The organism is Nocardia sp. NPDC050412 (assembly GCF_044458825.1).
Taxonomy (GTDB): Bacteria; Actinomycetota; Actinomycetes; order Mycobacteriales; family Mycobacteriaceae; genus Nocardia.
Genome location: NZ_JBITIJ010000008.1, coordinates 312288 through 335026 on the forward strand (window position 1 = coordinate 312288; position 22739 = coordinate 335026).

The 22739-nt window shown below is 65.6% G+C and carries 23 protein-coding genes; 10 read left to right on the forward strand and 13 right to left on the reverse strand.

Features of this window, described 5'->3' with window-relative positions; genetic code table 11:
* Positions 1 to 19: 19 nt before the first annotated feature.
* Entirely contained in the window at positions 20 to 439 is a 420-nt protein-coding gene (locus ACIBI6_RS24245) for a nuclear transport factor 2 family protein (RefSeq protein WP_364359782.1), read from the reverse strand.
* A gap of 94 nt (positions 440 to 533) precedes the next feature.
* Here ACIBI6_RS24245 and ACIBI6_RS24250 point away from each other — a divergent pair, with 94 nt between their 5' ends.
* Positions 534 to 1097, forward strand: coding sequence for a TetR/AcrR family transcriptional regulator (locus ACIBI6_RS24250; protein ID WP_396957938.1), 564 nt, complete (start codon positions 534 to 536; stop codon positions 1095 to 1097).
* 229 nt (positions 1098 to 1326) lie between these two features.
* Here the strand turns inward: ACIBI6_RS24250 and ACIBI6_RS24255 are convergent, their stop codons facing one another.
* A complete protein-coding gene (locus ACIBI6_RS24255) occupies positions 1327 to 2292 on the reverse strand; it encodes an alpha/beta fold hydrolase (protein WP_396957940.1) in 966 nt (321 codons plus the stop codon).
* 70 nt (positions 2293 to 2362) lie between these two features.
* Here ACIBI6_RS24255 and ACIBI6_RS24260 point away from each other — a divergent pair, with 70 nt between their 5' ends.
* A complete protein-coding gene (locus ACIBI6_RS24260; RefSeq protein ID WP_396957942.1) occupies positions 2363 to 2755 on the forward strand; it encodes a helix-turn-helix domain-containing protein in 393 nt (130 codons plus the stop codon).
* A 57-nt stretch (positions 2756 to 2812) separates the two neighbouring features.
* Here ACIBI6_RS24260 and ACIBI6_RS24265 read toward each other — a convergent pair whose 3' ends face one another.
* The 3 genes from ACIBI6_RS24265 to ACIBI6_RS24275 all read right to left on the reverse strand — a co-directional run bounded on the left by ACIBI6_RS24265 (position 2813) and on the right by ACIBI6_RS24275 (position 5538).
* Positions 2813 to 3847 (reverse strand): aspartate-semialdehyde dehydrogenase, encoded by a 1035-nt coding sequence (locus tag ACIBI6_RS24265; protein WP_364359793.1) that lies wholly within the window; start codon positions 3845 to 3847, stop codon positions 2813 to 2815.
* A gap of 2 nt (positions 3848 to 3849) precedes the next feature.
* Positions 3850 to 5115 carry an aspartate kinase gene (locus ACIBI6_RS24270; RefSeq protein ID WP_364359796.1) on the reverse strand — a complete coding sequence of 422 codons (1266 nt, stop codon included), beginning with the start codon at positions 5113 to 5115 and terminating at the stop codon, positions 3850 to 3852.
* Positions 5116 to 5199: 84 nt separating this feature from the next.
* The gene (locus ACIBI6_RS24275) at positions 5200 to 5538 is read right to left on the reverse strand and encodes a hypothetical protein (protein WP_396957945.1); all 339 of its coding nucleotides are present in this window, start codon (positions 5536 to 5538) and stop codon (positions 5200 to 5202) included.
* 147 nt (positions 5539 to 5685) lie between these two features.
* Here ACIBI6_RS24275 and ACIBI6_RS24280 point away from each other — a divergent pair, with 147 nt between their 5' ends.
* Complete coding sequence (locus ACIBI6_RS24280; protein ID WP_364359802.1) at positions 5686 to 6093, forward strand: secondary thiamine-phosphate synthase enzyme YjbQ; 408 nt, start codon at positions 5686 to 5688, stop codon at positions 6091 to 6093.
* Here the strand turns inward: ACIBI6_RS24280 and ACIBI6_RS24285 are convergent.
* The 3 genes from ACIBI6_RS24285 to ACIBI6_RS24295 all read right to left on the reverse strand — a co-directional run bounded on the left by ACIBI6_RS24285 (position 6090) and on the right by ACIBI6_RS24295 (position 7617).
* Positions 6090 to 6335 carry a helix-turn-helix transcriptional regulator gene (locus tag ACIBI6_RS24285; protein ID WP_396958014.1) on the reverse strand — a complete coding sequence of 82 codons (246 nt, stop codon included), beginning with the start codon at positions 6333 to 6335 and terminating at the stop codon, positions 6090 to 6092. The genes ACIBI6_RS24280 and ACIBI6_RS24285 overlap by 4 nt on opposite strands.
* A gap of 101 nt (positions 6336 to 6436) precedes the next feature.
* Complete coding sequence (locus ACIBI6_RS24290; RefSeq protein ID WP_396957947.1) at positions 6437 to 7012, reverse strand: dihydrofolate reductase family protein; 576 nt, start codon at positions 7010 to 7012, stop codon at positions 6437 to 6439.
* A 29-nt stretch (positions 7013 to 7041) separates the two neighbouring features.
* Entirely contained in the window at positions 7042 to 7617 is a 576-nt protein-coding gene (locus ACIBI6_RS24295) for a dihydrofolate reductase family protein (RefSeq protein ID WP_396958015.1), read from the reverse strand.
* A gap of 58 nt (positions 7618 to 7675) precedes the next feature.
* On the opposite strand from ACIBI6_RS24295, the gene ACIBI6_RS24300 reads away from it, so the two are divergent.
* The 4 genes from ACIBI6_RS24300 to ACIBI6_RS24315 all read left to right on the forward strand — a co-directional run bounded on the left by ACIBI6_RS24300 (position 7676) and on the right by ACIBI6_RS24315 (position 10525).
* The gene (locus ACIBI6_RS24300; RefSeq protein WP_364359814.1) at positions 7676 to 8266 is read left to right on the forward strand and encodes a TetR family transcriptional regulator; all 591 of its coding nucleotides are present in this window, start codon (positions 7676 to 7678) and stop codon (positions 8264 to 8266) included.
* Between the two features lie 60 nt (positions 8267 to 8326).
* Positions 8327 to 8515 carry a DUF1918 domain-containing protein gene (locus ACIBI6_RS24305; protein WP_040686020.1) on the forward strand — a complete coding sequence of 63 codons (189 nt, stop codon included), beginning with the start codon at positions 8327 to 8329 and terminating at the stop codon, positions 8513 to 8515.
* A 303-nt stretch (positions 8516 to 8818) separates the two neighbouring features.
* A complete protein-coding gene (locus ACIBI6_RS24310; RefSeq protein WP_364359818.1) occupies positions 8819 to 9277 on the forward strand; it encodes an SRPBCC family protein in 459 nt (152 codons plus the stop codon).
* Between the two features lie 36 nt (positions 9278 to 9313).
* Positions 9314 to 10525 (forward strand): low temperature requirement protein A, encoded by a 1212-nt coding sequence (locus ACIBI6_RS24315; protein ID WP_396957951.1) that lies wholly within the window; start codon positions 9314 to 9316, stop codon positions 10523 to 10525.
* Here ACIBI6_RS24315 and ACIBI6_RS24320 read toward each other — a convergent pair.
* The 4 genes from ACIBI6_RS24320 to ACIBI6_RS24335 all read right to left on the reverse strand — a co-directional run bounded on the left by ACIBI6_RS24320 (position 10503) and on the right by ACIBI6_RS24335 (position 15647).
* Positions 10503 to 11351, reverse strand: a complete 849-nt coding sequence (locus ACIBI6_RS24320; RefSeq protein WP_396957953.1) for an ion transporter — start codon at positions 11349 to 11351, stop codon at positions 10503 to 10505. The two genes, ACIBI6_RS24315 and ACIBI6_RS24320, sit on opposite strands and share 23 nt — an antisense overlap.
* Positions 11352 to 11408: 57 nt before the next feature.
* On the reverse strand, positions 11409 to 13031 hold the full coding sequence (locus ACIBI6_RS24325; RefSeq protein ID WP_396957955.1) for a GMC oxidoreductase: 1623 nt from the start codon (positions 13029 to 13031) through the stop codon (positions 11409 to 11411).
* A gap of 118 nt (positions 13032 to 13149) precedes the next feature.
* A complete protein-coding gene (locus tag ACIBI6_RS24330) occupies positions 13150 to 14727 on the reverse strand; it encodes an alpha/beta hydrolase (protein ID WP_396957957.1) in 1578 nt (525 codons plus the stop codon).
* A gap of 152 nt (positions 14728 to 14879) precedes the next feature.
* Positions 14880 to 15647, reverse strand: coding sequence for a sulfite exporter TauE/SafE family protein (locus ACIBI6_RS24335; protein ID WP_396957959.1), 768 nt, complete (start codon positions 15645 to 15647; stop codon positions 14880 to 14882).
* A 230-nt stretch (positions 15648 to 15877) separates the two neighbouring features.
* Here ACIBI6_RS24335 and leuA point away from each other — a divergent pair, with 230 nt between their 5' ends.
* Positions 15878 to 17671 (forward strand): 2-isopropylmalate synthase, encoded by a 1794-nt coding sequence (gene leuA, locus ACIBI6_RS24340; RefSeq protein ID WP_396957961.1) that lies wholly within the window; start codon positions 15878 to 15880, stop codon positions 17669 to 17671.
* A gap of 441 nt (positions 17672 to 18112) precedes the next feature.
* Positions 18113 to 19822 carry an AAA family ATPase gene (locus tag ACIBI6_RS24345; RefSeq protein WP_364358333.1) on the forward strand — a complete coding sequence of 570 codons (1710 nt, stop codon included), beginning with the start codon at positions 18113 to 18115 and terminating at the stop codon, positions 19820 to 19822.
* 317 nt (positions 19823 to 20139) lie between these two features.
* Here the strand turns inward: ACIBI6_RS24345 and ACIBI6_RS24350 are convergent, their stop codons facing one another.
* Complete coding sequence (locus tag ACIBI6_RS24350; RefSeq protein ID WP_396958016.1) at positions 20140 to 21036, reverse strand: LysR family transcriptional regulator; 897 nt, start codon at positions 21034 to 21036, stop codon at positions 20140 to 20142.
* A 102-nt stretch (positions 21037 to 21138) separates the two neighbouring features.
* Between ACIBI6_RS24350 and ACIBI6_RS24355 the strand changes: the two genes are divergently transcribed.
* Positions 21139 to 22089, forward strand: a complete 951-nt coding sequence (locus ACIBI6_RS24355; RefSeq protein ID WP_396957963.1) for an EamA family transporter — start codon at positions 21139 to 21141, stop codon at positions 22087 to 22089.
* Positions 22090 to 22739 lie beyond the last annotated feature (650 nt).

A 22739-nucleotide genomic window follows, 5' to 3' on the forward strand; every position in this document is an offset into this window, starting at 1 on the left:
ACCGCCCGGGCCGGCTGGGTCAGTTATCCACAAGTCGGTTGAAGCGCGCCGTATCCATGTAGTCGCGGAACAGCGCGACCTTGCCGTCGCGGACCCGAACGACATTGACCGACGTGCGAACTCGCGCCCGCGCGGCGCCGGGCACCGTCATATCCACCTCGTTCTCCACGAAAACCACCTCGGGATCGTCTGTTTCGTACACCTGTGGATAGATCCCGTGTACCTCGATACCCGAAATCCCGGACCAGCGCTGCGCGAGATGCGCCCGGATCTCCTCGCGCCCGACAAGCCGGGTCGGCATCCCGGGAATGACGAAGGGGATCTCGAATACCGCATCTGTGGCGAGCAGCTCGACGAATGCGTCGGCATCGCGAGCGGGCAGTTCGCGAAAGAGCCGTTCGACCAGCTCGCGAGGGCTTTCCACCGAAGTCTCCACCATGAAAACACCTGCTTCAATTAAGCGGAACGTTGACCCCGGTTATCATCCGGAACGACCGCCCCGCTTGTCAAGGTCTCCAGTAAACTCAGCCCTCATGACCGATCGCGAGGAACCGCGCCCGCTGCGCGCCGATGCGCGCCGCAATCGCGACCGCGTACTCGCCGCCGCCCAAGAGGCCTTCGCCGCCGAGGGCATTTCGGTCCCGCTCGACGAAATCGCCCGTCGCGCAGGCGTAGGCGCGGGCACCGTCTACCGCCACTTCCCCACCAAGGAAGCCCTTTTCGAAGCGGCGATCGTGGACCGCGTCGAGCGCATGATCGCCTACGCGCGGGAACTCGCCACCGCCCCCGACCCGGGCAAAGCCTTCTTCGACTTCCTCGACCGCATGGTCGCCGAAGGCACCGTCAAACGCGACCTAGCCGAAGCCGTAGGCGCCGACGCCCCCGAATACCGCAAACCGGCCCATGCCCTGAACGCCGCCATCGCCGAATTACTAACCCGCGCACAACAATCCGGAGCGGTTCGGCGCGATATCGATATCGACGACCTCATGCGTGTCGTAAAGGGCACCTTCCTAGCCGCCAACACCACGAACACCACCGCGGAGCAACGCCGCCGCACCTTCGCAATCGTGTTCGACGGGCTACGGCCCCACTGACTACAGCCCACTGTCCGAAACGACACGACACCAACCCCGCCGATTGCGGCGATACGACAGAAGACGACGCGATCCGTCCCCTGCCGATCACCATCGTCGACAACGAGTTGCTCCACCCGCCCCCGAGCCCAAGCTGGCCCGCACCGGTCACGTGTTCGTCGGGCTCTCGCCGCTTCCGAGTCGTCACAGTTGGTCGAAGCGGGCGGGCAGGGCGCGATGAGCAGGACCGTTATCGGCCCGCGATGTCCCGGTCGACTGCGGACCGATCGTGGCGTGGCGTGCGGCAAGCGTCGATGATGATCTTGCGAGCCGCGCGGCCTTCGGGGCTGGGCATGAGCACGTAGTTGTGCGGCAGCTCCGGACCCTCGTGGTAGTCGACCGGTATGCCCGCGGCTTCGGCGCGGCGGGTCAGGGCACGGGCGTCGGCCAGGACCATTTCGTGGGTGCCGGAGAAGATGGTCAGGGGCGGCAGTCCCTCGATCGCACCGAACAGCGGGCTGACGCGAGGGTCGCGGAGGTCGAGGCCGTCGGCGTAGAGCCGCGCGATCTCGGCCATTCCGGGTCGCTGATGCAACGGATCGACCTGTTCGAGTGCGGGCAGTGCCGGGCCGGAAAGGGTGGCGTCGAGCCAGGCGGAGATCAGTACCACCCGCGACGGTTGCGGCCCACCCTGATCGCGCACGGCATGTGCTGCCGCCAGCGCCAGCAGGCCGCCTGCCGAATTGCCCATGACCACGGTCTTTCCGGAGCCGCGCTGCTCGATCGCGCGGGTGATGATCGCGGCGGTAGTGGCCACCATATCCGCGGCGCTGCTATGTGGGATCAGCGGATAGATCGGGACCACGACCTGCGCTGGAATGGCGGCGGCGAGTTCGCGGACGAAACTCCAGTGCGGGCGCACGATCTCGGCGAAAAAGCCGCCGCCGTGCAGGAAAACCACGCTGACGTCGGTGGGACCGGCGCTCGGCGTTATCCGGAATACGGGCCAACCGTCGAGATCATCCGAGGTGACGGTCGCTGCCTTGCGCAGGAAGGCCGGTGGCCGTACCTCTTTGACGCGCCGGTCGCGCTTTTGCACCGCCGCATGAACCCCTTCCGCGCTGCCGAGCATCCGCTTCTGGCCGCGCGATGCCAACAGTGCGGTGATAGCCCTGGTCTGCCAGCTCGGCTTCGCGGTGACTGCCTCGGTTGTCATATCCGTTCATCTCCCTGTCGTCGCGGCTCGCACCGGCTGATTGCGCCGGGCACCGATTAGCCTGACGAACATGACCGGGGCCGCGCTTTCACAAACATGCGGTGCGCCGGTGCTGTGGATGCGGCCCGGACATGTCGGATACCTCGGCCCGGAACCGGGCATACGGATGCATGCCACGACCGCACACATCCGCGCCGAACACGCGGCCGATGCCGCCGGAATGTCGGAAACCCACTTGCTACGAACCTTCACCGCACACACCGGCACCACATTCCGCCGCTACCGCCAATGGGCGCGGCTGCGAATGGTTTTCGCGAGCCTGGCCGCCGGGCACGACCTCGCCCGCTGCGCCGCCGATGCCGGATTCGCCTCCCCGTCACACCTGAGCGAAACCTTCCGGCGCGCATTCGGGGCGTCGCCGACCGCGCTGCTCGGCTCGTCGGTGACATTCGATATCCGATGACCGAAAAGAAAACGGGCCGTTCAGATCTCACGATCAGAACGGCCCGTTCGGTCGGTGTCAGCGCTGAGCCAACAGGACTTCCGCGATTTGAATGGTGTTGAGGGCGGCACCTTTTCGGAGGTTATCGCCCGAGATGAACAGGGCGATGCCGCGACCGTCGGGTACGCCCGGATCCTGGCGGATGCGGCCGACCAGAGAGTCGTCCTTGCCCGCGGCTGCCAACGGGGTCGGCACGTCGGTGAGCTGGACGCCGGGGGCCTTGGCGAGGATTTCCTTGGCGCGCTCAACCGAAATCGGTTCGGCGAATTCGGCATTCACCGACAGCGAGTGGCCGGTGAAGACCGGGACGCGCACGCAGGTGCCGCTGACCAGCAGGTCGGGCAGCCCGAGGATCTTGCGGCTCTCGTTGCGCAGCTTCTGGTCTTCGTCGGTTTCGAAGGATCCGTCGTCGACCAGCGAACCAGCGAGCGGGATCACATCGAAGGCGATCGGCGCGACGTACTTGTTCGGGGCCGGGAATCGCACCGCACTGCCATCGTGCACCAGCTTTTCGGCATCGTCGACCACAGCGCGCACCTGGGAGGCCAACTCCTCGACACCGGCCAGACCGCTGCCGGAGACCGCCTGGTAGCTCGACACAATCAGCCGCCGCAGACCCGCCACATCGTGCAGTGGCTTGAGCACCGGCATGGCGGCCATGGTCGTGCAATTCGGGTTGGCGATGATGCCCTTGACCAGATTGCGGGTCTGCTCCGGATTCACCTCGCTCACGACCAGCGGGACCTCGGGATCCTTACGCCAGGCCGACGAGTTATCGATCACAGTGACACCGGCCGCCGCGAACCGCGGGGCCTGCACGCGCGACATGGTGGCGCCCGCGGAGAACAGCGCGATATCCAGGCCGGCGGGATCGGCGGTCTCGGTGTCCTCGACCACGATCTCGCCGCCGCGCCACGGCAGGGTCTTACCCGCCGAGCGGGCCGAGGCGAAGAAACGCACCTCATCGGCCGGGAAATTGCGCTCTTCCAGCAGTTTTCGCATGACGGCGCCGACCTGGCCGGTCGCGCCGACGACTCCTACCCGTACACCCATGCTTATCGTCCTGTTCCCGCGTGGACGACGGCGACCTCGTCGCCGCCCAGATCGAAGGCCTTGTGCAGCACCTGCACGGCCTCGTCCAGTTCGGTGTCCTTGACCAGCACCGAGATCCGGATCTCGGAGGTGGAGATGAGGTCGATGTTCACACCCGCGTTCGCCAGCGCCTCACAGAAGGTGGCGGTGACGCCCGGATGACTCTTCATACCCGCGCCGACCAGCGAAACCTTACCGATGTGGTCGTCGTAGAGCACCTGCGAAAAACCGATCACGTCCTGACGCTTGGTCAGCATCTCCACCGCACGCGCGCCCTCGGTCTTGGGCAGGGTGAAGGTGATATCGGTCTTACCCGTCTCGACCTTGGAGATGTTCTGCAGGACCATATCGATATTGATCTCCGCGTCGGCGATCGCGCGGAAAACCTTGGCGGCGTAGCCAGGTTCGTCCGGCAGGCCGACCACGGTCACCTTGGCCTCGCTGCGGTCGTGCGCGACGCCCGTGAGGATTGCTTGCTCCAAGGGGATGTCCTCCATCGATCCATAGACGTAGGTGCCGGGCTTGTCGGTGTAGGACGAGCGCACATGCACCGGAACGTTGTAGCGGCGCGCGTATTCCACGCAGCGCAACATGAGTACCTTCGCGCCGCAGGCGGCGAGCTCGAGCATCTCCTCATAGGAGACCTGCTCGAGCTGCTGGGCGTCGGGCACGATCCGCGGGTCGGCGGTGAAGACGCCGTCCACATCGGTGTAGATCTCGCAGACGTCGGCATCCAGCGCCGCGGCCAGCGCGACCGCGGTGGTATCGGAGCCGCCGCGACCGAGCGTGGTGACGTCGCGACTGTCCTGGCTGACGCCCTGGAAACCGGCGACCAGCACGACCAGACCTTGGTCCAGCGCGGCGCGCACCCGGCCCGGGGTGACGTCGATGATCTTGGCGTTACCGTGCGATCCGGTGGTGATCACACCCGCCTGCGAGCCGGTGAACGAGCGAGCCTCGGCGCCGAGCGAATGGATGGCCATGGCGACCAGCGCATTGGAGATGCGCTCACCCGAGGTGAGCAGCATGTCCATTTCCCGAGCCGGTGGCGCGGGCGCCACCTGCTGCGCCAGATCCAGTAGCTCGTCGGTGGTATCGCCCATGGCCGAGCAGACGACCACCACGTCGTGGCCCTGCTTCTTCGTCTCGACGATCCGTTCAGCGACGCGCCGGATACGCTCGGCGGTTGCCACCGAGGATCCTCCGTACTTCTGAACCACGAGAGCCACGACAGGGTCCTCCAAGATCGACAATCAGCTGCTAACAGCACCCCAGAGTACCGGCCGAGGTCCAGCGGATTTGTTCCTACCTCCTCAGCGGGCGAGGATCGAAGGGGCCATCGTGTGAATCTTTCGACCGCATTGAGCCTTGCGGCCCAGCGCAGCGCCAATGACGGCGTGATGACGCAGCAGGCCGTCACGGACCGGCTCGGCCTGCATGTGACGGATCTGCGCGGCTTGATTCTGCTTCGCATCGGCGGTCCGGCCACCGCCGGGGAACTGGCCCATGCACACCGGCCTGACCGCCGGCGCCATCACGCGGATGATCGACCGGCTACCGAAGGCGCTATGTGCTGCGCGAACACGACGCACAGGACCGGCGGCGGGTCGATCAGTGTGATCCAGGAGCGGATCGATGAGATCGCGCCGCACTACGAGGTGGTGGCGCGGGAGTTCGCGGTGGCTATGGCGGGTATTCGGTCGAGCAGCTGGATGTGTTCAACCGACTGCACGACACATCGGTGCGGGTGATGGCGCTGCTGCGGGCAGCAGACACCGAATGAGAGGACGATGTAGCCCATGAAAAGCACGGTGCTCGAGGTGACCACGGGACGATCCGAAGTCGTGCACGACATCACCCCACAGTGCGCGTCGTTCGCGCGGGACGCGGGTGCGGACGGATTGCTGCATATCTTCGTGCCGCATGCCACAGCCGGAATCGCGATCATGGAACTCGGTGCGCGCAGCGATGACGATCTGCTCGCTGCACTGCGCGATCTGCTGCCCGCCGATGATCGGTGGCGGCACGCGCATGGCTCGCGCGGGCACGGCCGTTCGCATGTGATGCCCGCGTTGATCCCGCCCTATGCCACGGTCCCGGTTATCGGCGGTGCGCTGACCTTGGGTACCTGGCAGTCGATCGCGATGGTCGATCTCAATGTCGACAACCCGGATCGGCAAGTGCGCCTGTCGTTTCTGCGCGGTTAGTCGGGCGATCGGTTGGGGCGAGCCGGGCGAGTTCGGTGCGATTGGCAATACCGAGCTCGGCGTATACGTGGGCCAGATGCGTTGACGGTGCCGCGACTGATGAACAAACGCGCGGCGATCGCCGGATTGGTCAGGCCGGAGACGGCGAGTTCGACCACGGAACGCTCGGTGGGTGTCAGGCTTTTCCAGCCGGAATCGAACGCTGACCGAGACGCCGTCGCCGAACTCCCGTATCGCCGAATCCGATCCGGCCGCGACGGTCAAGCAGCTGCGCGCCGAATCCGGCGGCGACATCGTGGATTGGCCTCCGGTGCGATCGTGCTGGTCTACGACAAGATCGGCCTCAGGCTCTGGCCAGCCAGGTGACCTGGGTGCCATTGCCGAATTCGATGCGCTTGGTGGGTGCGAACGATGTGGGGTTGAATTCGCCCGCGAAGGCCTCGGTTCCGGTCCCGGCCACCACCGGATAACTCTTGATGACGAGCTCATCGATCTCGCCGAGTAACTGCGCGGCGAGCTTGCCGCCACCAGCCAGCCAGATATCCATGCCGTTCTCCTGCTTCAGCCGACGCACCAGGCCGACCGGATCGCTCGCGACCACCTCGACCTGCGGACCATCGACCGGCCCGAGGGAACTCGAAACGATGTACTGCCGCATATGCGCATACGGGCTGGTCACGCCGATGGACAGAGCCGGATCGTAGGTTCCGCGGCCCATGACCAGGGTGTCGAACTTCTGATTCGGCGCATCGACCGCCAGGCCGATATGCGGGCGGATATGAGTCGGGAGCGTCTCTGGATACTGTGCCTTCACCCAGTCCCACATGTCGTCGCCGACCGGATAGAAGCTGATGTCGTCACCGGGCCCCGCGATGTAGCCGTCGAGGGACATGCCGACAAAGTAGACGAGTTTTCGCATATGACTACCTCTTTCGTGGTGCTGGATCGTCAGGCACGGGAGAACCAGGTGACCTGGGCGCCGTTGCCGAACTCCCGGCGCTCGGTCGGCGTGAACAGGGTCGGGTTGAACGCACCCGAGAAGGCGGATATGCCGCCGCCCGCGACGACCGGATAGCTCTTGACGATCATTTCGTCGAGTTCGTCGAGCAGTGCCGCGGCCAGCTTGCCGCCGCCGCACAGCCAGATATCGCCGCCCGACTCGGCTTTCAGTCGTCGCACCAGCCCAACCGGATCGCTCGCGACCACCTCGATCTGTGGATCATCGGTCGGGCCGAGGGTGCTCGAAATGACGTACTGCCGCATATGCGCATACGGACTGGCGACCCCCTCGGACAGCCCGGGTTCATAACTCCCGCGGCCCATCAGCACGGTGTCGAACCGCTTATTCGGTTCGTCCACCGCCATACCGACATGCGGCCGCACATGACTCGGTACGAAGTCCGGATACCGCGTCGTGATCCACTCCGTCATCTCGGCGTCGCGTGGATAGAAGTCGAACTCCCCTGCTGGACCCGCGATATAGCCGTCGAGCGATACGGCCACGTAGTAGACGAGGTTTCGCATATTCATACCGCCTGATCCGTTGTACTCTAAGTGAAGTGGTTTGAAGGTAGTACTACAGATGGAGTGGTGTCAAGTGCGGACAAATCCGGAGCGGCGGCAAGCGCTGCTCGATGCGGCGCTCGAGGTGTTGGCAAAGGAGGGCGCGCGCGGGCTCACCTTTCGGGCGGTGGACAAGGAGGCCGGGGCGCCCGCGGGTACTGCGTCGAATTACTTCGCCAACCGTGACGACCTGCTGACACAGGCGGGCGGGCGGTTCTACGAACGGTTGACCCCGAGTGCGGCCACCATGGCCGACCTCGCGACGGGCCCGAAAACGCGGGCGCATATCACCGAACTGATGCGGGAGACGGTCGGGCGCATCGAGGCCTTCCGTACCGGCTACCTGGCCATGCTCGAGCTGCGCTTAGAGGCGACGCGGCGACCGGAGTTGCGCGCGGTCATGACCGAGGCCGTGCGCGCGGATCTCGATTTCAATGTGCGCAACCATCTCGAGGCCGGACTGCCCGGCGACGAAAACTCGGTGATGCTGTTGTATCTGGCACTGAATTGGCTGATCGTGGATCGGCTCACGCTGCCGGGAATCTTCACCGAGGAGCAGAGCCAGGAACTGATCGAAGCCGCGGTCGATCGACTCGTCGGCGACGAGTGAAACGCCGCGTCGTACGGGGAACCCTTGTGACGCGCGTCACTGTCATTCGATAATGGGGCGATGATGGCGAATGTCGGAGACCGGCTCCTCGTGCACGGCCACGTTGTGGGACAGAGTGATCGCCACGGCGAAATCGTGGAAGTCCGCGGGCCTCAGGGCGCACCGCCGTATGTGGTGCGGTTCGACGACGGGCACGAATCGCTCGTCTACCCAGGTCCGGACGCGATCATCGAACCAACGCCGCACTGAGCCCCGGCACCAGCGGGCCCGCTCGCCGCGGGCCCGTTACCCCCTGTCCAGCCGCAGATGCGATACCTCGCGCACGATCGACATACGGTCCCGGCAGCTCCGGCGGCAAGTCCACTGATTCCGCCGATATCGCGGTTCATTCGAAAATACTGAACCGTAACTTGTTCTCGCCGTACATAATCGACCGTGATCACCCCGAGATATGCGGCCGATGTGGCTTCGGGCACTGACCGCTCGGTTGACTTGCGAATGTGTCGCTGGGCACAATTTGCCGATGTAGTTGGGCGGGGGCGGAGGTATGGAATGCGTACAAAGACCGATATCCGTTTCGTCGTCGACGCCGATCCCGAGCAGGTAATGGATGCACTGGCCGCGGTCGAGATGCTGCCGGAGTGGTCGACCTCCTACAGCGACGCCCGGGTCGCAAGCCGCGACGACGTGCTGCGACCGCGCCGGGTATTCGTAAAAGCGGAACTGATGGGCAGGTCGGATCTGCAGGTCCTGGAGTACGAATGGACCGAGACCCGCTCCTCCTGGGAGGTCACCGACAGCACCGAAGGGGTGAAGGGCGGCGGCTGGTTCGAGGTCACCGAGGGCGAGGAGGGCACCGATGTCTGGTATCACGTCGAGCTCTACATCCCGATCCCAATTCCGGGCATGCTGGTGAAACGGACCATGCGCCGCTCGAATGAGGCCGTCGTACAGAACTTCATCGAGTTCGCCGAGGGCTTCACCGAGAACGAGAACTATCAGGCGGTGTAGAACGCACCTGTCGCAGTCGGATGCGACGATGTGAACATGATCGGTTCCAAACGGGCACGCCTGTTGCCAACGGCCGAGGATGCGTCGGTAACGCAGCTCGAGTTGTTCTTCGACCTGGTGCTCGTCTTCGCGTTCACCATGGTCACCGGCCTGGTCGCACACGACACCAGCGCCAAGAACATGCTGCGGGCGGTGTTGGTACTCGCCGTCATGTGGTGGCTGTGGATCGCATACTCCTGGCTGGGCAATGTGGTGCGCGCGGACGAGGGCATCGCGCGGGTCGCCATGTTCATCGCGATGGGCGGTGGTTTCCTGGCGGCACTCACCATTCCGGAGGCCTTCGACGACGCGGCCGGCGGCTGGTACGGCCCGCTGGTCTTCGCGATCGCGTATCTGATTGTGCGCCTGGTGCATCTGGGCATGTTCGTGCTGGCCAGCGCCGAGGATTCGCAATTGCGCAACCAGGTGCTGCGCTGGAGTCTGGGTTCCATCACTATCGGGACCACCCTGCTCGTCATCGCCGCGATGACATCGGGGACGACGCAGATCGTGCTGTGGATCGCCGCGATCGTCGGCGATATGGGGTGGACCCTGCTGGCGGGCGAGGACTGGCGATTGAACTCGGCCAGCCATTTCTCCGAACGCTACGGGCTGATCACCATTGTGGCGCTGGGTGAATCGATCGTCTCGATCGGCATCGGCGTCGCCGGACTGCCCATTTCGTGGCCGATCGCCGTCGGATCGCTACTCGGACTCGCGGTTTCGGGTCTGCTGTGGTGGGCGTACTTCGATGTGGCGGCGCTGTCGGTGGAGCACGAGCTGCAGCAGGCCAACGGCGAGCGGCAGATCAAGATCGCCCGAAACTCCTACACCTTCTGGCATTTCCCGATGATCGCCGGGATCATCGGACTCTCGCTCGGGCTGAAGAAGGTGCTCTACTACGTCGGCGACGAATCTGCGCACAGCCTCAAAGACTCGCTGTCCGGGATACCGCTGTTCGCGCTGTACGGCGGTGTGGTGCTGTATCTGATCGCATTGGTCGGGTTCAAGCAGTACGCGACCGGGAACGTCACGGTGCCGCGTCTGGTGGCCGCCGTACTGCTGCTTGCGCTGATTCCGGCGGCCTGTGCACTGCCCGCGCTGGCGTCACTTGGGCTGCTGTGCGGTGTACTGGTGCTGCTGATCGTCTGGGAGACAATGCGTTACGCGGCGCCGCGCGACGAGATCAGGCACGCGGCACACGGCTGAGGTGGTAGCGCACGGTCTGTTCGTGCGGCGTCGGGCCGTGATTGGACGGCTCGACGCGCACCCCGGCGTGCACGGCGTCCCGGATCTGATCCACGTTCTCGCGGATCATGTCCGAAACCAGTTCGTCCGTGCGGGGATCGGCCAGCACCTGGAAGACAATTCGGAATGTGGTGTCGGCGATGAGTCGGATGATCTCGTCGTGAAACGGGATGTAGCGGACCCGTCCGGCCTGTGGATCCTTCTTGATGAGTTCGAGGATCATCTCGTCCATTTCGGCGCGGTTCTCCTCCAGCGCCGCCGCGATATTGCGGGTGTAATGGCCCGCGCGCAGCACATGCGCGACCTCGTCCAGGATCGCGATCGTCATGGGGCGCTTGATGACTTCGACAATGGTCGTCACGAAGCGGTTCACCACCGCGGCGGTCACCCGATCGCCGAGTGCCCGATCGGCGACCCGGCCGAGGCGAACCGCGATCACCACGATCCGCAGCAATCGGAATCCGCGGAAGAACGGACTGGTCACCGGGATCATGCCGAGCACTTCGTACCAGTAGATGAACGGGAACGTCCACGGCCAGCCCGCGCGGCGCCAGCGCCAGAGGAATTCGACCGCGAATATCGCGCACACGGAGTAATCGAGCACCACGATCACGCGGTAGGTGTGCGCGGACACTTCGAAGAAGGTGACCCAGGTGACGAGCACGACCGAGACGACGGCCAGCGCCAGCATCACCAGGTCCGACCACAGCGCGGGCGGCTTGCGTGGAAAATCCAGCTTCGGCCATTCGTCGAGGCCGGGCGTGGTCGGCCTGGTTGGAGTTGCCACGTAAGGATCCCTTCGACGCCGAACGGTCCCGCCGACAGTAATACGCGCCGCGCCGGGCTACTTCCCAGCGCGGATGATCGCCTCGATATTGCGCTCGGCCAGCGCGGTGATCGTGAGCGACGGGTTGACGGTGCCGGTGCTGCCAGGGATAGCCGCACCGTCCATCACGTACAGGCCCGGGTGACCGTGCACGCGACCGTTGCCGTCGGTGGCCCGACCGAGCACCGCACCACCGAGTGGGTGCGCGGTGAACAGCGCGTTCGCGTCGTAGCCGAGTGCGCCGTATTCGACGAGGGCATTGGAGCGTTCAGCGATCCGGTGATCGACCGCGCGGGCGGCCGCCACGATATCGTCACGGTTCTTGGTCGACCAGGACAACCCGACCGTATTACGGGCGCGGTCGTAGCCGAAGCGGGCGCGGGCCGGATCGAGCACCATGCCCAATGAAGCGAGCGCGCCGGTCTCGAACGGAATGCCCGGAATGTACCAATTTTCGAGCGTGAGCGGCACGGCGGATTCGTCGAGGATCCGGCTCACGCTCGGCACGCCCTGACCGAAACCGGCCAAATCGCTGGCACCGCGAGCCAGCACCACATCACCGTTGGTGCCCCAGCCATCGCCGATGTGCTCGTTGAGGTTCGCCAGCGCGCCGGTCGCCTGGGCTCGCACCAGTAGCTCCGAGGTGCCGATCGAACCCGCGCCGAGGAACAGGCGGTCGCAGGTCAGGGTGCGGGTGCAGATCACCTCGCCGGTCGGCGAAAGTTTTGTCACGGTCACCGAATAGCGGCCGCCGGATTCCTGCGCGATGGCATCGACGCGGTGCCCCGGATAGATGGTGGACTTGCCGGTGCCCTCGGCGTACCGAAGGTAGTTCTGGTCGAGGTCGAACTTCGCGCCGTTGGAGTTGCCGAGATTACTGCGCGCCACGGTCGCCGAAGGCCTTGTGGTGCCGGCGATTTCGCCGCGCAGCACATCCCAGTTGAAGATCGAGTCATTGGCGAGCGGCTGATAGCCCGCTCTGCGCACCTGCTCGTCCCAGGCCCGGGAATGCGCGAACGGCGAAGCGGCGTAGAGGTCCGCAGGAATCGGGCTGAGCCGCAACATCTCCCGGACCCGAGGGTAGTAGACCTGCGCCATTTCGCCGTAATCGACCGTGCCGCCGAAGACGTGGTCGAAGAAGCGGCGCTCGGGCGCGACCATGGCACCGGAGAAGACGATCGAGCCGCCACCGACAGCAGCGGCCCGCCATACGTCGATGCCCGGATACTCGACGCAATCGAGCACCCCACCGAAGCTGGCGAAATGCATCGGGACCTTGGTGACGCCGGTGAAGTTGGTGCGATGCCAGAAACCGCGGCCGTCGGGCAGATCGTCACCGGTGAAGATTTCCCGCCATGGATCGTTCGGCCAGCGCGAACCGCGCTCCAGCACGGTATTGGCGATGCCGGCCTCGGCCAGGCGCAGTGCGGTGACCGACGCGCCGAAGCCGGAGCCGATCACGATCGCGGGCGAATGCTCGGGCGGATCGGGAAGTGGCGCAAAGATTTCCGGGACCCACATGCGGAAAAAGTTGTCCCAGATCGGGTCGGCGGCATCGGCTGTCGCCCTATCCAGTGCGGTACTCGCGACACCCAGCATCGCGGCCGCACCGGCTGCCTTGAAAAAGGCACGTCTGTGCACCTGGCCACCTCCCTCATCATGCATGGCCGAGCGCAGACTACCGGGATTCGGGAGTCCTGAACAGTGGTAGTCGAAGGATACCGACGATCTTGGTCGAGCGGTTTCCGGTACTGGCGTTTCAGTCGGTGAACGGGGCTTTGTCCGGCTTACAGGTAGCGCCGGGCGCGGGGAGTTGCAGGTCCACAAGGTAGTGCTCCTGCAGACGACCAGCGCAGTCGCTCACCACCAGGTGGCCGTAGCCGCCCTCGACGATCACCAGCCTGGCATTGACCAACTCCTGCTGGGCCCGGCGGGCGGCCGTCAGCGGGGTGACCGGGTCGAAGCGGTTGTTGAACAGCAGGGCGGGTTTATCCGAGCGCAGAATCCACGGCCCGGTTATGCGCTGCGGATACCCCTTCGCCGGTGCCGGCCAAGCACCGCAGGCCTGTCGCAGATACAGCCACATTGGACCGTAATGCGGTGCGGTACTGGCTAATTCGGCCGCCATGAGAGGCCATTGCTCCGGTTCGCGGCCGAAGCTGTTGTCCGCACACGAGATTGCGGTGAAGGCGTCGAGGAAGTCCTCGGTGAAGCCGCCCGCGTCCAGAATCTGCTGTACGACATCGGGATCGCCCGCCGATCCGCGCTCCAATTCGGTGAGCAGTTCGGCCAGTGCGGGCCAGCCCTCCTTCGTGTCGTAGAGCATGGTGGCGTGTGCGGGCAGCATCTCGGTGAGGGTTACCGCGCGGGTGTGCGCACCCTGACCGACCACGATGGGTCCCTGGCGCAGCCGGTCCAGTACGGCGTCGTTGCGGGTGCGCAGTGCGGCCGCATCGGTTTTGGTCGGCCCCGCGAAGACGCAATGCGGTTGTCCGGCTTCGGCACACAGCCGCAGGAACTCCGCGAGCACCTCCTCGGTGCCCGCCGCGGAGTCGGCGATCTGCGCGCGCGAATCGTTGGTGTAGGCGTCCGGGTCGATCATCGAGCCGAGTTGCAGCGCACGGACCCGGTCGCCGAACAGCGCGCCGTACACCTCGCCCAGATAACTCGCGTAGGACCCGCCCGTGTAGGTCATGGTCGTCTCGCCGACCGCGCGGCGCAGCAGATCCAGATCACGGGCGGCATCGACGGTGGTCAGGTGCGCCAGCAACTCCGGGCTGTGCGCGGCGCAACCGGCAGCCAGTTCGCGGGCATTGCGCGCGGCGGTGGCCTCCTGTTCGGCATTCGTCGGCGGAAGCCGGAAATCGGACCAGAACCGGTGCCGCTCTTCGGCATTCGCGAAACAGCGCACCTGACCGCTGCGCCCGATACCGCGCTGATCGAAGGTGATCACGTCGAATCGGCGGGCCACCTCACCGGAGGACAGCACACTGTGACTCGCCCATTTGAAGCCCGAACCGCCGGGTCCGCCGACCGCGCTGAACAGAGTGCCGATGCGACGGTCCTGATCGGCGGCGGGCTGTTTGATGAGGGCCAGCGCCAGCGTCGGACCGTTGGGCTGCGCGTAGTCGATCGGGACCGCGGCCGTCGCGCACTGATACTTGCTCAACTCCGATTCGGGGCACTGGGCCCAATCGAGTTTCGGAGTCGGTGCCGAATCGGCTTGTGCGACCAGTTCGGCGACCTGCGAGACCGCTTCGCTCTGCCGGAAGCACGAAACCAATGTCGGCACCAATACGGTCGTCAGCGCCAACCCGACGATCTTCCACCCGCGCATACCGATCATCCTGCGTTGCGGACCAGGCTGCCGTCGTCCTCCTTTGGGACCAATCCGCCACAAGTACGACCGCACTAGGGGTTTCGCATCTCGAGTGCCACGTACTTCCTCCGTATCCGGTCGAACCGCGCTGGTCGACAAGACTATTGCGGCTAGGTCATCAGCAATCGGACGACCGCAATGCCGCCAACCACGACGATCACCGCACGCAATGCGGTTGGCGGCATCCGCCTGCCCAGCTTCGCGCCGAGTACGCCGCCGATGATCGAGCCGACCGCGATCAGCGCGGCGACCCGCCAGTCGACGTCGGCGATCATCGTGAACACCACCGCGGAAACCGCGTTCACCAGCAGACCGAGCACATTCTTGACCCCGTTGAGCCGTTGGATGTCCTCGTGCACGAACACCCCGAGCAAACCGATCAACAACACGCCCTGGGCCGCGCCGAAATAGCCGCCGTAGATGCCGCACAGAAATATCGCGACGTACAGGATCAGGCCACCGTGTTCGGGCGCCGGACCGGTATCGGCCGCGCGACGTTCCTTCACCCAGCGCGCCAGCCGGGGCTGAACCACGACCAGGATCAGCGCCGCGATGATCAGCACCGGCACGATCGCCTTGAATGCCGCGGCGGGCAGGATGAGCAGCAGGATCGCGCCGGTGGTGCCGCCGAGCAGGGACGCGCTGCCGAGCCGGACCAACCTGGCCCGCTGCCCTTCGAGTTCGCGCCGATAGCCGAACGCCCCGCTCACGCCACCGGGAACCAGACCGATGGTGTTCGACACATTCGCCGTGACCGGCGGAATTCCGAAGGCGAGCAGTACCGGGAAGGTGATCAGTGTGCCCGATCCCACAATGGTGTTGATGCCGCCCGCCGCGATGCCCGCGCCGAAGACCGCCAGTTGTTCCAGCCAAGTCATATGAACCTACCTCCAGCCGGTCGGAACGCTAATCGTTACGTCGGATGACCGGACGATGGGGACCGGGCTTTCGGCGAGGCGTCGAGGCACGGTAAACTCGCCGGCATCATGCAGCGGGCACTTCTTCTCGGCCGCCGCGACGGGGTCTGATCGGACCGGCCTCCCGTCGCGGGGTCCTGCCGCGCCGGTCGACCCGACAACTGGGATCCACCACACCCTGGAGAAACCGCATGTCCCCCGCTGACGCCTACATATCCGGCTCGCGCACCATTACGGCTCCGAGTAAGCCCGCGCCTGCCGACCAGCCCGTCTGGAACCGGCAGAAGAACTCGTCCATGCCAACCTTCCGCTACCGGCCCTTCGCCGAGGAGGTCGAGCCGATCACGCTGCCCGACCGCACCTGGCCGGACAAGATCATCGATCGTGCTCCCGGCTGGTGCGCCGTCGACCTGCGCGACGGCAACCAGGCCCTGATCGACCCGATGAGCCCGGCCCGCAAGCGCCGCATGTTCGACCTGCTGGTGCGGATGGGCTACAAAGAGATCGAGGTCGGCTTCCCCTCGGCCAGTCAGACCGATTTCGACTTCGTCCGCGAGATCATCGAGGACGGAGCGATTCCCGACGACGTCACCATCCAGGTGCTGACCCAGTGTCGCGCCGAACTGATCGAGCGCACCTTCGAGGCGTGCGCCGGTGCGACCAATGTGATCGTGCACTTCTACAACTCGACCTCGGTCCTGCAGCGGCGTGTGGTGTTCCGCGCGGACCAGGCGGCGGTGAAGAAGATCGCGACCGATGCCGCCGAGCTGTGCCTGCAGATCGAACAGAAGTATCCGGACACCAACTGGCGCTACGAGTACAGCCCGGAGTCCTACACCGGCACCGAACTGTCCTACGCCAAGGAGGTGTGCGACGCGGTGACCGAGATCATCGCGCCCACCCCCGACAAGCCGATGATCATCAATCTGCCCGCGACCGTCGAGATGGCGACCCCGAATGTGTACGCCGATTCGATCGAGTGGATGAGCCGCAACCTGGCCCGCCGCGATTCGATCGTGCTGTCGCTGCATCCGCACAACGACCGAGGTACCGCAGTGGCCGCCGCCGAACTGGGCTACCAGGCCGGTGCCGATCGCATCGAGGGCTGCCTGTTCGGCAACGGTGAGCGCACCGGCAATGTCTGCCTGGTGACGCTGGGGATGAATTTGTTCTCCCGCGGTGTGGATCCGCAGATCAACTTCTCCGATATCGACGAGATCCGCCGCACCGTCGAATACTGCAACCAGCTGCCGGTGCACGAGCGCCACCCCTACGGCGGCGATCTGGTCTACACCGCGTTCTCCGGTTCGCATCAGGACGCGATCAACAAGGGTCTGGACGCGATGAAGACCGCGGCCGACGCCGCAGAATCCGATATCGACGACATCGTCTGGGAGGTGCCGTACCTGCCGATCGACCCCAAGGATGTGGGCCGCACCTACGAGGCCGTCATTCGGGTCAACTCGCAGTCCGGTAAGGGCGGCGTCGCCTACATCATGAAGACCGATCACGGACTGGTGCTGCCGCGCCGGCTGCAGATCGAGTTCTCCCAGGCGATCCAGAAGATCACCGACGGTGAGGGCGGCGAGGTTTCGCCCAAGGAGATGTGGGATGTCTTCGCCGACGAATACCTGAGCCCGATCCGTCCGCTGGAGCGGATGCGGCAGAAGGTGACCGCCTCCGAGACCGACGGCGGCGTGGACTCGATTACCGCGGTGGTGAAGGTCGAGGGCGTCGAGCAGGAAGTCACCGGCGCGGGCAATGGACCGCTCGCCGCCTTCGTCGATGCGATCGCGACGGTCGGATTCGATGTGCGCGTGCTGGATTACTCCGAACACGCGATGTCGGCAGGTGACGACGCGCAGGCCGCGGCGTATGTGGAGTGCGCGATCGGCGACAAGGTGGTGTGGGGTGTCGGCATCGCCACCTCGATTACGACCGCCTCGCTGCGGGCCGTGGTGTCGGCGGTGAACCGGGCGCACTGAGCCGGAGTCGCCGGACCGAGCCGATAAGCGGAGTCTGCACGTTGCGTCGGCGAGCACGGGAACGCTGAGTCCGACTGCGCGATTCGGGTCCGAAGGTCGGCCCGGAAGCGGGTCAACTGATTCGGTCCGATCGATCGGGACACCTCGGCTCAGACCTGAGAGTACGGTGGGGGCCGGGCATCCGTTGGTGACAATTCGTCGCCGACCCGGGCGCCCGGCTCTCGAACTTGCTGTTGGACAGTGTTTTCGAGTTACGGCTGGTCGCGGTGTTTGACGCGACGCGGCGGCCGTGTATACCACGGCGCGGGGCCGAATACCCCGTGCTAGCGTTGATTCGCATTCAAGCGCCGAGCTCTCTGCTCGAATTACCGAGCAGATGGGGGAACTGTGACAACTAACGACCACAACCCGACTTCTCCGCCCTGGCTGCAGAGTCATTCGGTGGATACGGCCGAGGTCACCACCGACTCCTCGGCGCCGGATGAAGCGGCCGAGTCCGCACCCGTCGACGCGGAGCCCGCAACCGACGAGCATGAGGCCGCCGAGGTTACCGAACAGCCCGACGAGTCCGAACAGTCGGAGTTCACCGGATACCCGGGCGGGCCAACGGATCAGACCAACTACCCGCAGGCCGGAGTGCCGCCGCAGCAGCAGTACGGACCGCCCGAGGTTTTCGCGCCGCCCGGAACGCCTTACAACACCGGTCAATTCGCGCAGTCGCATCAGCCGGGTCCCGGCCAGAGCGGAAACCATCCGGTTCAGCCCGAGCCATCCTATGGCGAGTACCGGCAGGAGATCGGGCCCGATGGGCTGGTCCGACGGGTCCCGGCGGAAAGTCCGCCCGAGCCGCCGATCTACAGTTGGGCGCCGCCACCGCCGGTGCAGCAGCCGCCGATGTATCAGCAGCCGCCCATGGGACAACAGCCCCCGATGGGACAACCACCCGTGGGCCAGCAACCACCGATGGGCCAGCAACCGCACACCGGGCAGCTGCCGTACGCCGAGCAAGGGCCGCACACCGGGCAGCTGCCGTACGCCGAGCAGGGGCCGGGCACCGGTCTGATGCCGTATGGCGAGCAAGGTCCGGGCACCGGCATGATGCCGTATACCGAACAGGGCCCGCCGCCGGGATGGCAAGGCGGCCCGCCGAATACCCAGCTGCCGTTCCAGCCGCAGCATGTGCCGCAGCCCGGCCAACCGGGACATTCGGTCAATGACCTGAACCTGCTCAAGCGGGCGCGCAAGGCGCCGCGCAGTGGCTGGCGGCGCGCGGTGCACAAGGCTTCCGGCGGCATGATCAATCCGGGGGAGTCCGCGGCCGATGTCGTCTACCGCGATCTGGTCGACCGGGTGAATCAGCCGGTGCGCGGGGACTATCGGATCGCGATCCTCTCGCTCAAGGGCGGCGTCGGCAAGACCACGACCACGGTCGGGCTCGGATCGACGTTCTCCTCGCTGCGCGGCGACCGAGTCATCGCGATCGACGCCAATCCCGACCTCGGCACCCTGGCGCATCGTGTGCCGCGCCAGACCCGCTCCACCGTGCGCAATCTGCTCGAGGATCAGCACATCAGCAGGTACTCCGATGTCCGGGCGCATACGTCCCAGGCGCCGAGCCGACTGGAAGTGCTTGCCAGTGAACAGGACCCTGCGGTTTCCGAAGCCTTCAGCGAGGCCGATTACCGCCAGGCCATCAGCATCCTGCAGTCGTTCTACAACATCATCCTCACCGACTGCGGTACCGGTCTGATGCATTCGGCCATGGCCGGTGTGCTCGATATGGCCAGCTCACTGGTGCTGGTGACCTCACCCGCCATCGACGGCGCCCGCAGCGCCTCGGCCACCCTGGACTGGCTGGACCACCATGGCTACGGCAAGTTGGTCGAGCGAACCGTGGTGGTGGTCAACGCATCTCGCCGCGGTGCCTCCACCGTCGACCTGGACCAGCTACGCAAACTGTTCCTCGACCGCACCCGCGCGGTCCAGGTGGTGCCCTTCGACGACCACCTCGCCGAGGGCGCCGAGATCGACCTGGAACTGGTGAGCAAGCCGACCCGGCGCGCACTCCTGGAACTGGCCGCCATGGTCGCCGACGATTTCGGCTACATCGGCAACCAGCAGTACCGCCCGGGCCCGCCCCGGCACTACTAGCGTTTCGAAGCACGTTGTCCGAGACAGGTTCGATCCGTCGTCGCCATGGCGGCCAACGGATTGAGCATCCGAGGCCTGCCGCGTATCCCGAGAATTCCTGGCGCAGACCGTGTGACACCCTCGCATAGACCGCAACCGGTGTGACCGTGCCACACGGTCGTCGCCAACGCTGCGTGAGCGACTACTCCGCGGCGACTTCGGCTGCGGTGGTGTGGGAAGGCTCGAGAATTCACATGACGCACAGCGATGGGCACCCTCGCATAGGTTGCAACCTGTGTGCGGAGGCCACATGGTTTGCGCCAGCGTTGATTCGGCCGCTATTCGGCGGCGACTTCGGTAGCCGCAGTTCGGAAGGCTTGCAGGACGGTGGCTATGGCGGGGCGGGTCACGGTGTGGGGGCGGGTAGCCAATTCGTAGAGGCGGGCGGCGCGGACGCCGGACAGGCGTAGCACGGCGAGGTCCGGGTGGGCCACCGCCCAGCGCGGCATGAGGGCGACGCCGTAGTTGGCGGCGACGAGGGTTTCGATGACGCGGAAGTCGTTGAGGCGCTGGGCAATACGAGGTTGGACACCGGTCATGGTGGCGATCGAGCGCAGCACGTCGTCGACCGGGAAGCCGCCGCGCACGCTGAGCCAGGTTTCCTCGGCGAGTTCGGCCGGGGTCACCTCGGTGCGAGTCGCGAGCGGATGGGTCGGTGCGACAACGACATCGGTGGGTTCGCGCATGATAACCGTGGTGCTGACGCGAGGGCCCGCGATACCCGGCGAGCGCTCGTCGCGGTGTGTGAGGACGATGTCGTAGTCGGCCAGCAGCCGCGGCACTTCAGTCGGCGGCAGATCCTCGTCACGGGCGACAACCTCGACACCACTGTCGGCCAGCGCAGGCAGCACCCGTGGCAGCAGCAGCGCCGCGCCGGACGGGAACAGCGCGACCCGAACCCGGCCACGCGCGGACCCGCGATAGTGCGCCATCTCCGCAACCGCACGATCCATCGCGGCAAGTACCTCATCAGCACGCACCACAAGCGCCTGCCCCGCATCGGTGAGCCGAACCCGCCGCCCATCCGGCTCGAGCAACGCGACACCCGCTTCCTTGGCAAGCACCTTGAGCTGCTGCGATACCGCGGAAGGAGTCATCGAAAGTGCCTCGGCCACAGCTGCGATAGTCCCGCGATCCGCGAACTCCCGCAGCACCCGCAGCCGCTCAACCGCCATCGGTGGCCCAACCCGCACGTCCAAAACCATTAAGCGATGCTACATCGATAGTGCATATTTATTCGATTGTTCTTATCGGTTTCATTACCGACGATAAGGAATGTGACCAATCGTGATCGCTTGCTCGGGCTTACCGTTGTCCTGCTCTGGGGCCTGAACTTCATTGCTATCCGGCTAGGGCTGGACCACTTTCCGCCGTTCTTTTTCGCTGCGCTGCGGTTCGCGGTGATCGCGGTGCCGGTGTTGGTGTTCGTGCCGCGGCCGAAGGTGCCGCTGCGGTGGTTGCTGCTGTATGGGATCGGATTCGGGATTCTGCAGTTCGCCTTTCTGTTCACCGCGATGCGTGCGGGCATGCCGACCGGGTTGTCCTCGCTGGTGCTGCAATCCTCCGCGCCGTTCACCGTGGTCCTGGGCGCGCTGTTCCTGCGAGAGCGGCTGCGGGGGACCCAGTTGCTCGGCATTGCCGTCGCCGTGGCGGGCATTGTGGTGATCGGGCTCGATCGCGCACAGCAAGCGGCGCTGCTGCCGGTGCTGCTAACGCTGGCGGGTGGTCTGGGCTGGGCCTTCGGCAATATCGGTTCACGATTGGCCACGGCGTCCGGCGATGTCGAACCGCTGCATCTGACGCTCTGGATGACGGTCGTGCCGCCGATCCCGATGTTCGCGCTGTCCGCATTCATCGAAGGACCGACTACCGGCTTGCACGCCTTGACCGATGTCACCTCCCCCGGCGGCTGGCACGCACTGTTCGGCCTCGCCTACATCGTCGCGCTCGGCACCATCGCGGGCTCGGGCCTGTGGACCTACCTGATGAGCCGATACCCGGTCAGCACGGTCGCGCCCATGTCCCTGCTGGTCCCGGTGGTCGGCATCCTCGCCGCCTGGGCCGCCTTCGGCGAGGACCCGACGCCACTGTCGCTGCTCGGCGGAGCCATCGTGATCGCGGGTGCGTTCGCGGCGACGAAGGCGAGCCGCCGCGATGCGAACGCCCCAGCGGCGGAATCGGTGTCGGAACCGGCCCTGGGCACGCAACCCCGATTGGTGCAGGCCTGAGCCGACCCCGATACGACTACCGCAACGGCCAAACCGGATTCGACCCTGTCCCAGCGCCGGAGCCACCCCCACGGCACACAACCCCGATTGGTGCAGGCCCCAAGCCGACCCCCATACGACTACCGCAACGGCCAAACCGGATTCGACCCTGTCCCAGCGCCGGAGCCACCCCTGCGCACACAACCCTGGTTGGAGTCGGCCCGAGCCGACCGCCACGCCGATTACAGCAGCGATGGAACCGGGTGCGACCGTACCCCGGCACCGGAGCCGCTGCTCGGCAGGCAACCCTGGTTGGTGCATGTCTGATCCATTGCACGCTCGTCAACACAGCCTGCGATAGACAACCCAGCACAGCCGCACGCGATTTACCTGCCCTCTTCTTCCGCACCTGGGAAGTATCGGCCGCCACGGCGCCCTGACCTGCGAAGTTTGCGTATGACGCCGGTTCGAGAAACCAACTCGGCTCGGTCACACCGCCCGGTAATGTCTGCCCCGCTGTACTGGTCGAATGCGAGGGAGACCAGGTCCAGGCGGCGGCGTCAGGGGTGGGTCGGCGCACCCACCAGCAGTCGCTTTACAGTGTTCGCGGCGGTAGAGATCAGGTCCGAGGCTAGGCAGCAAAAGACGCGCATGGCAGAACAACAGTGGAC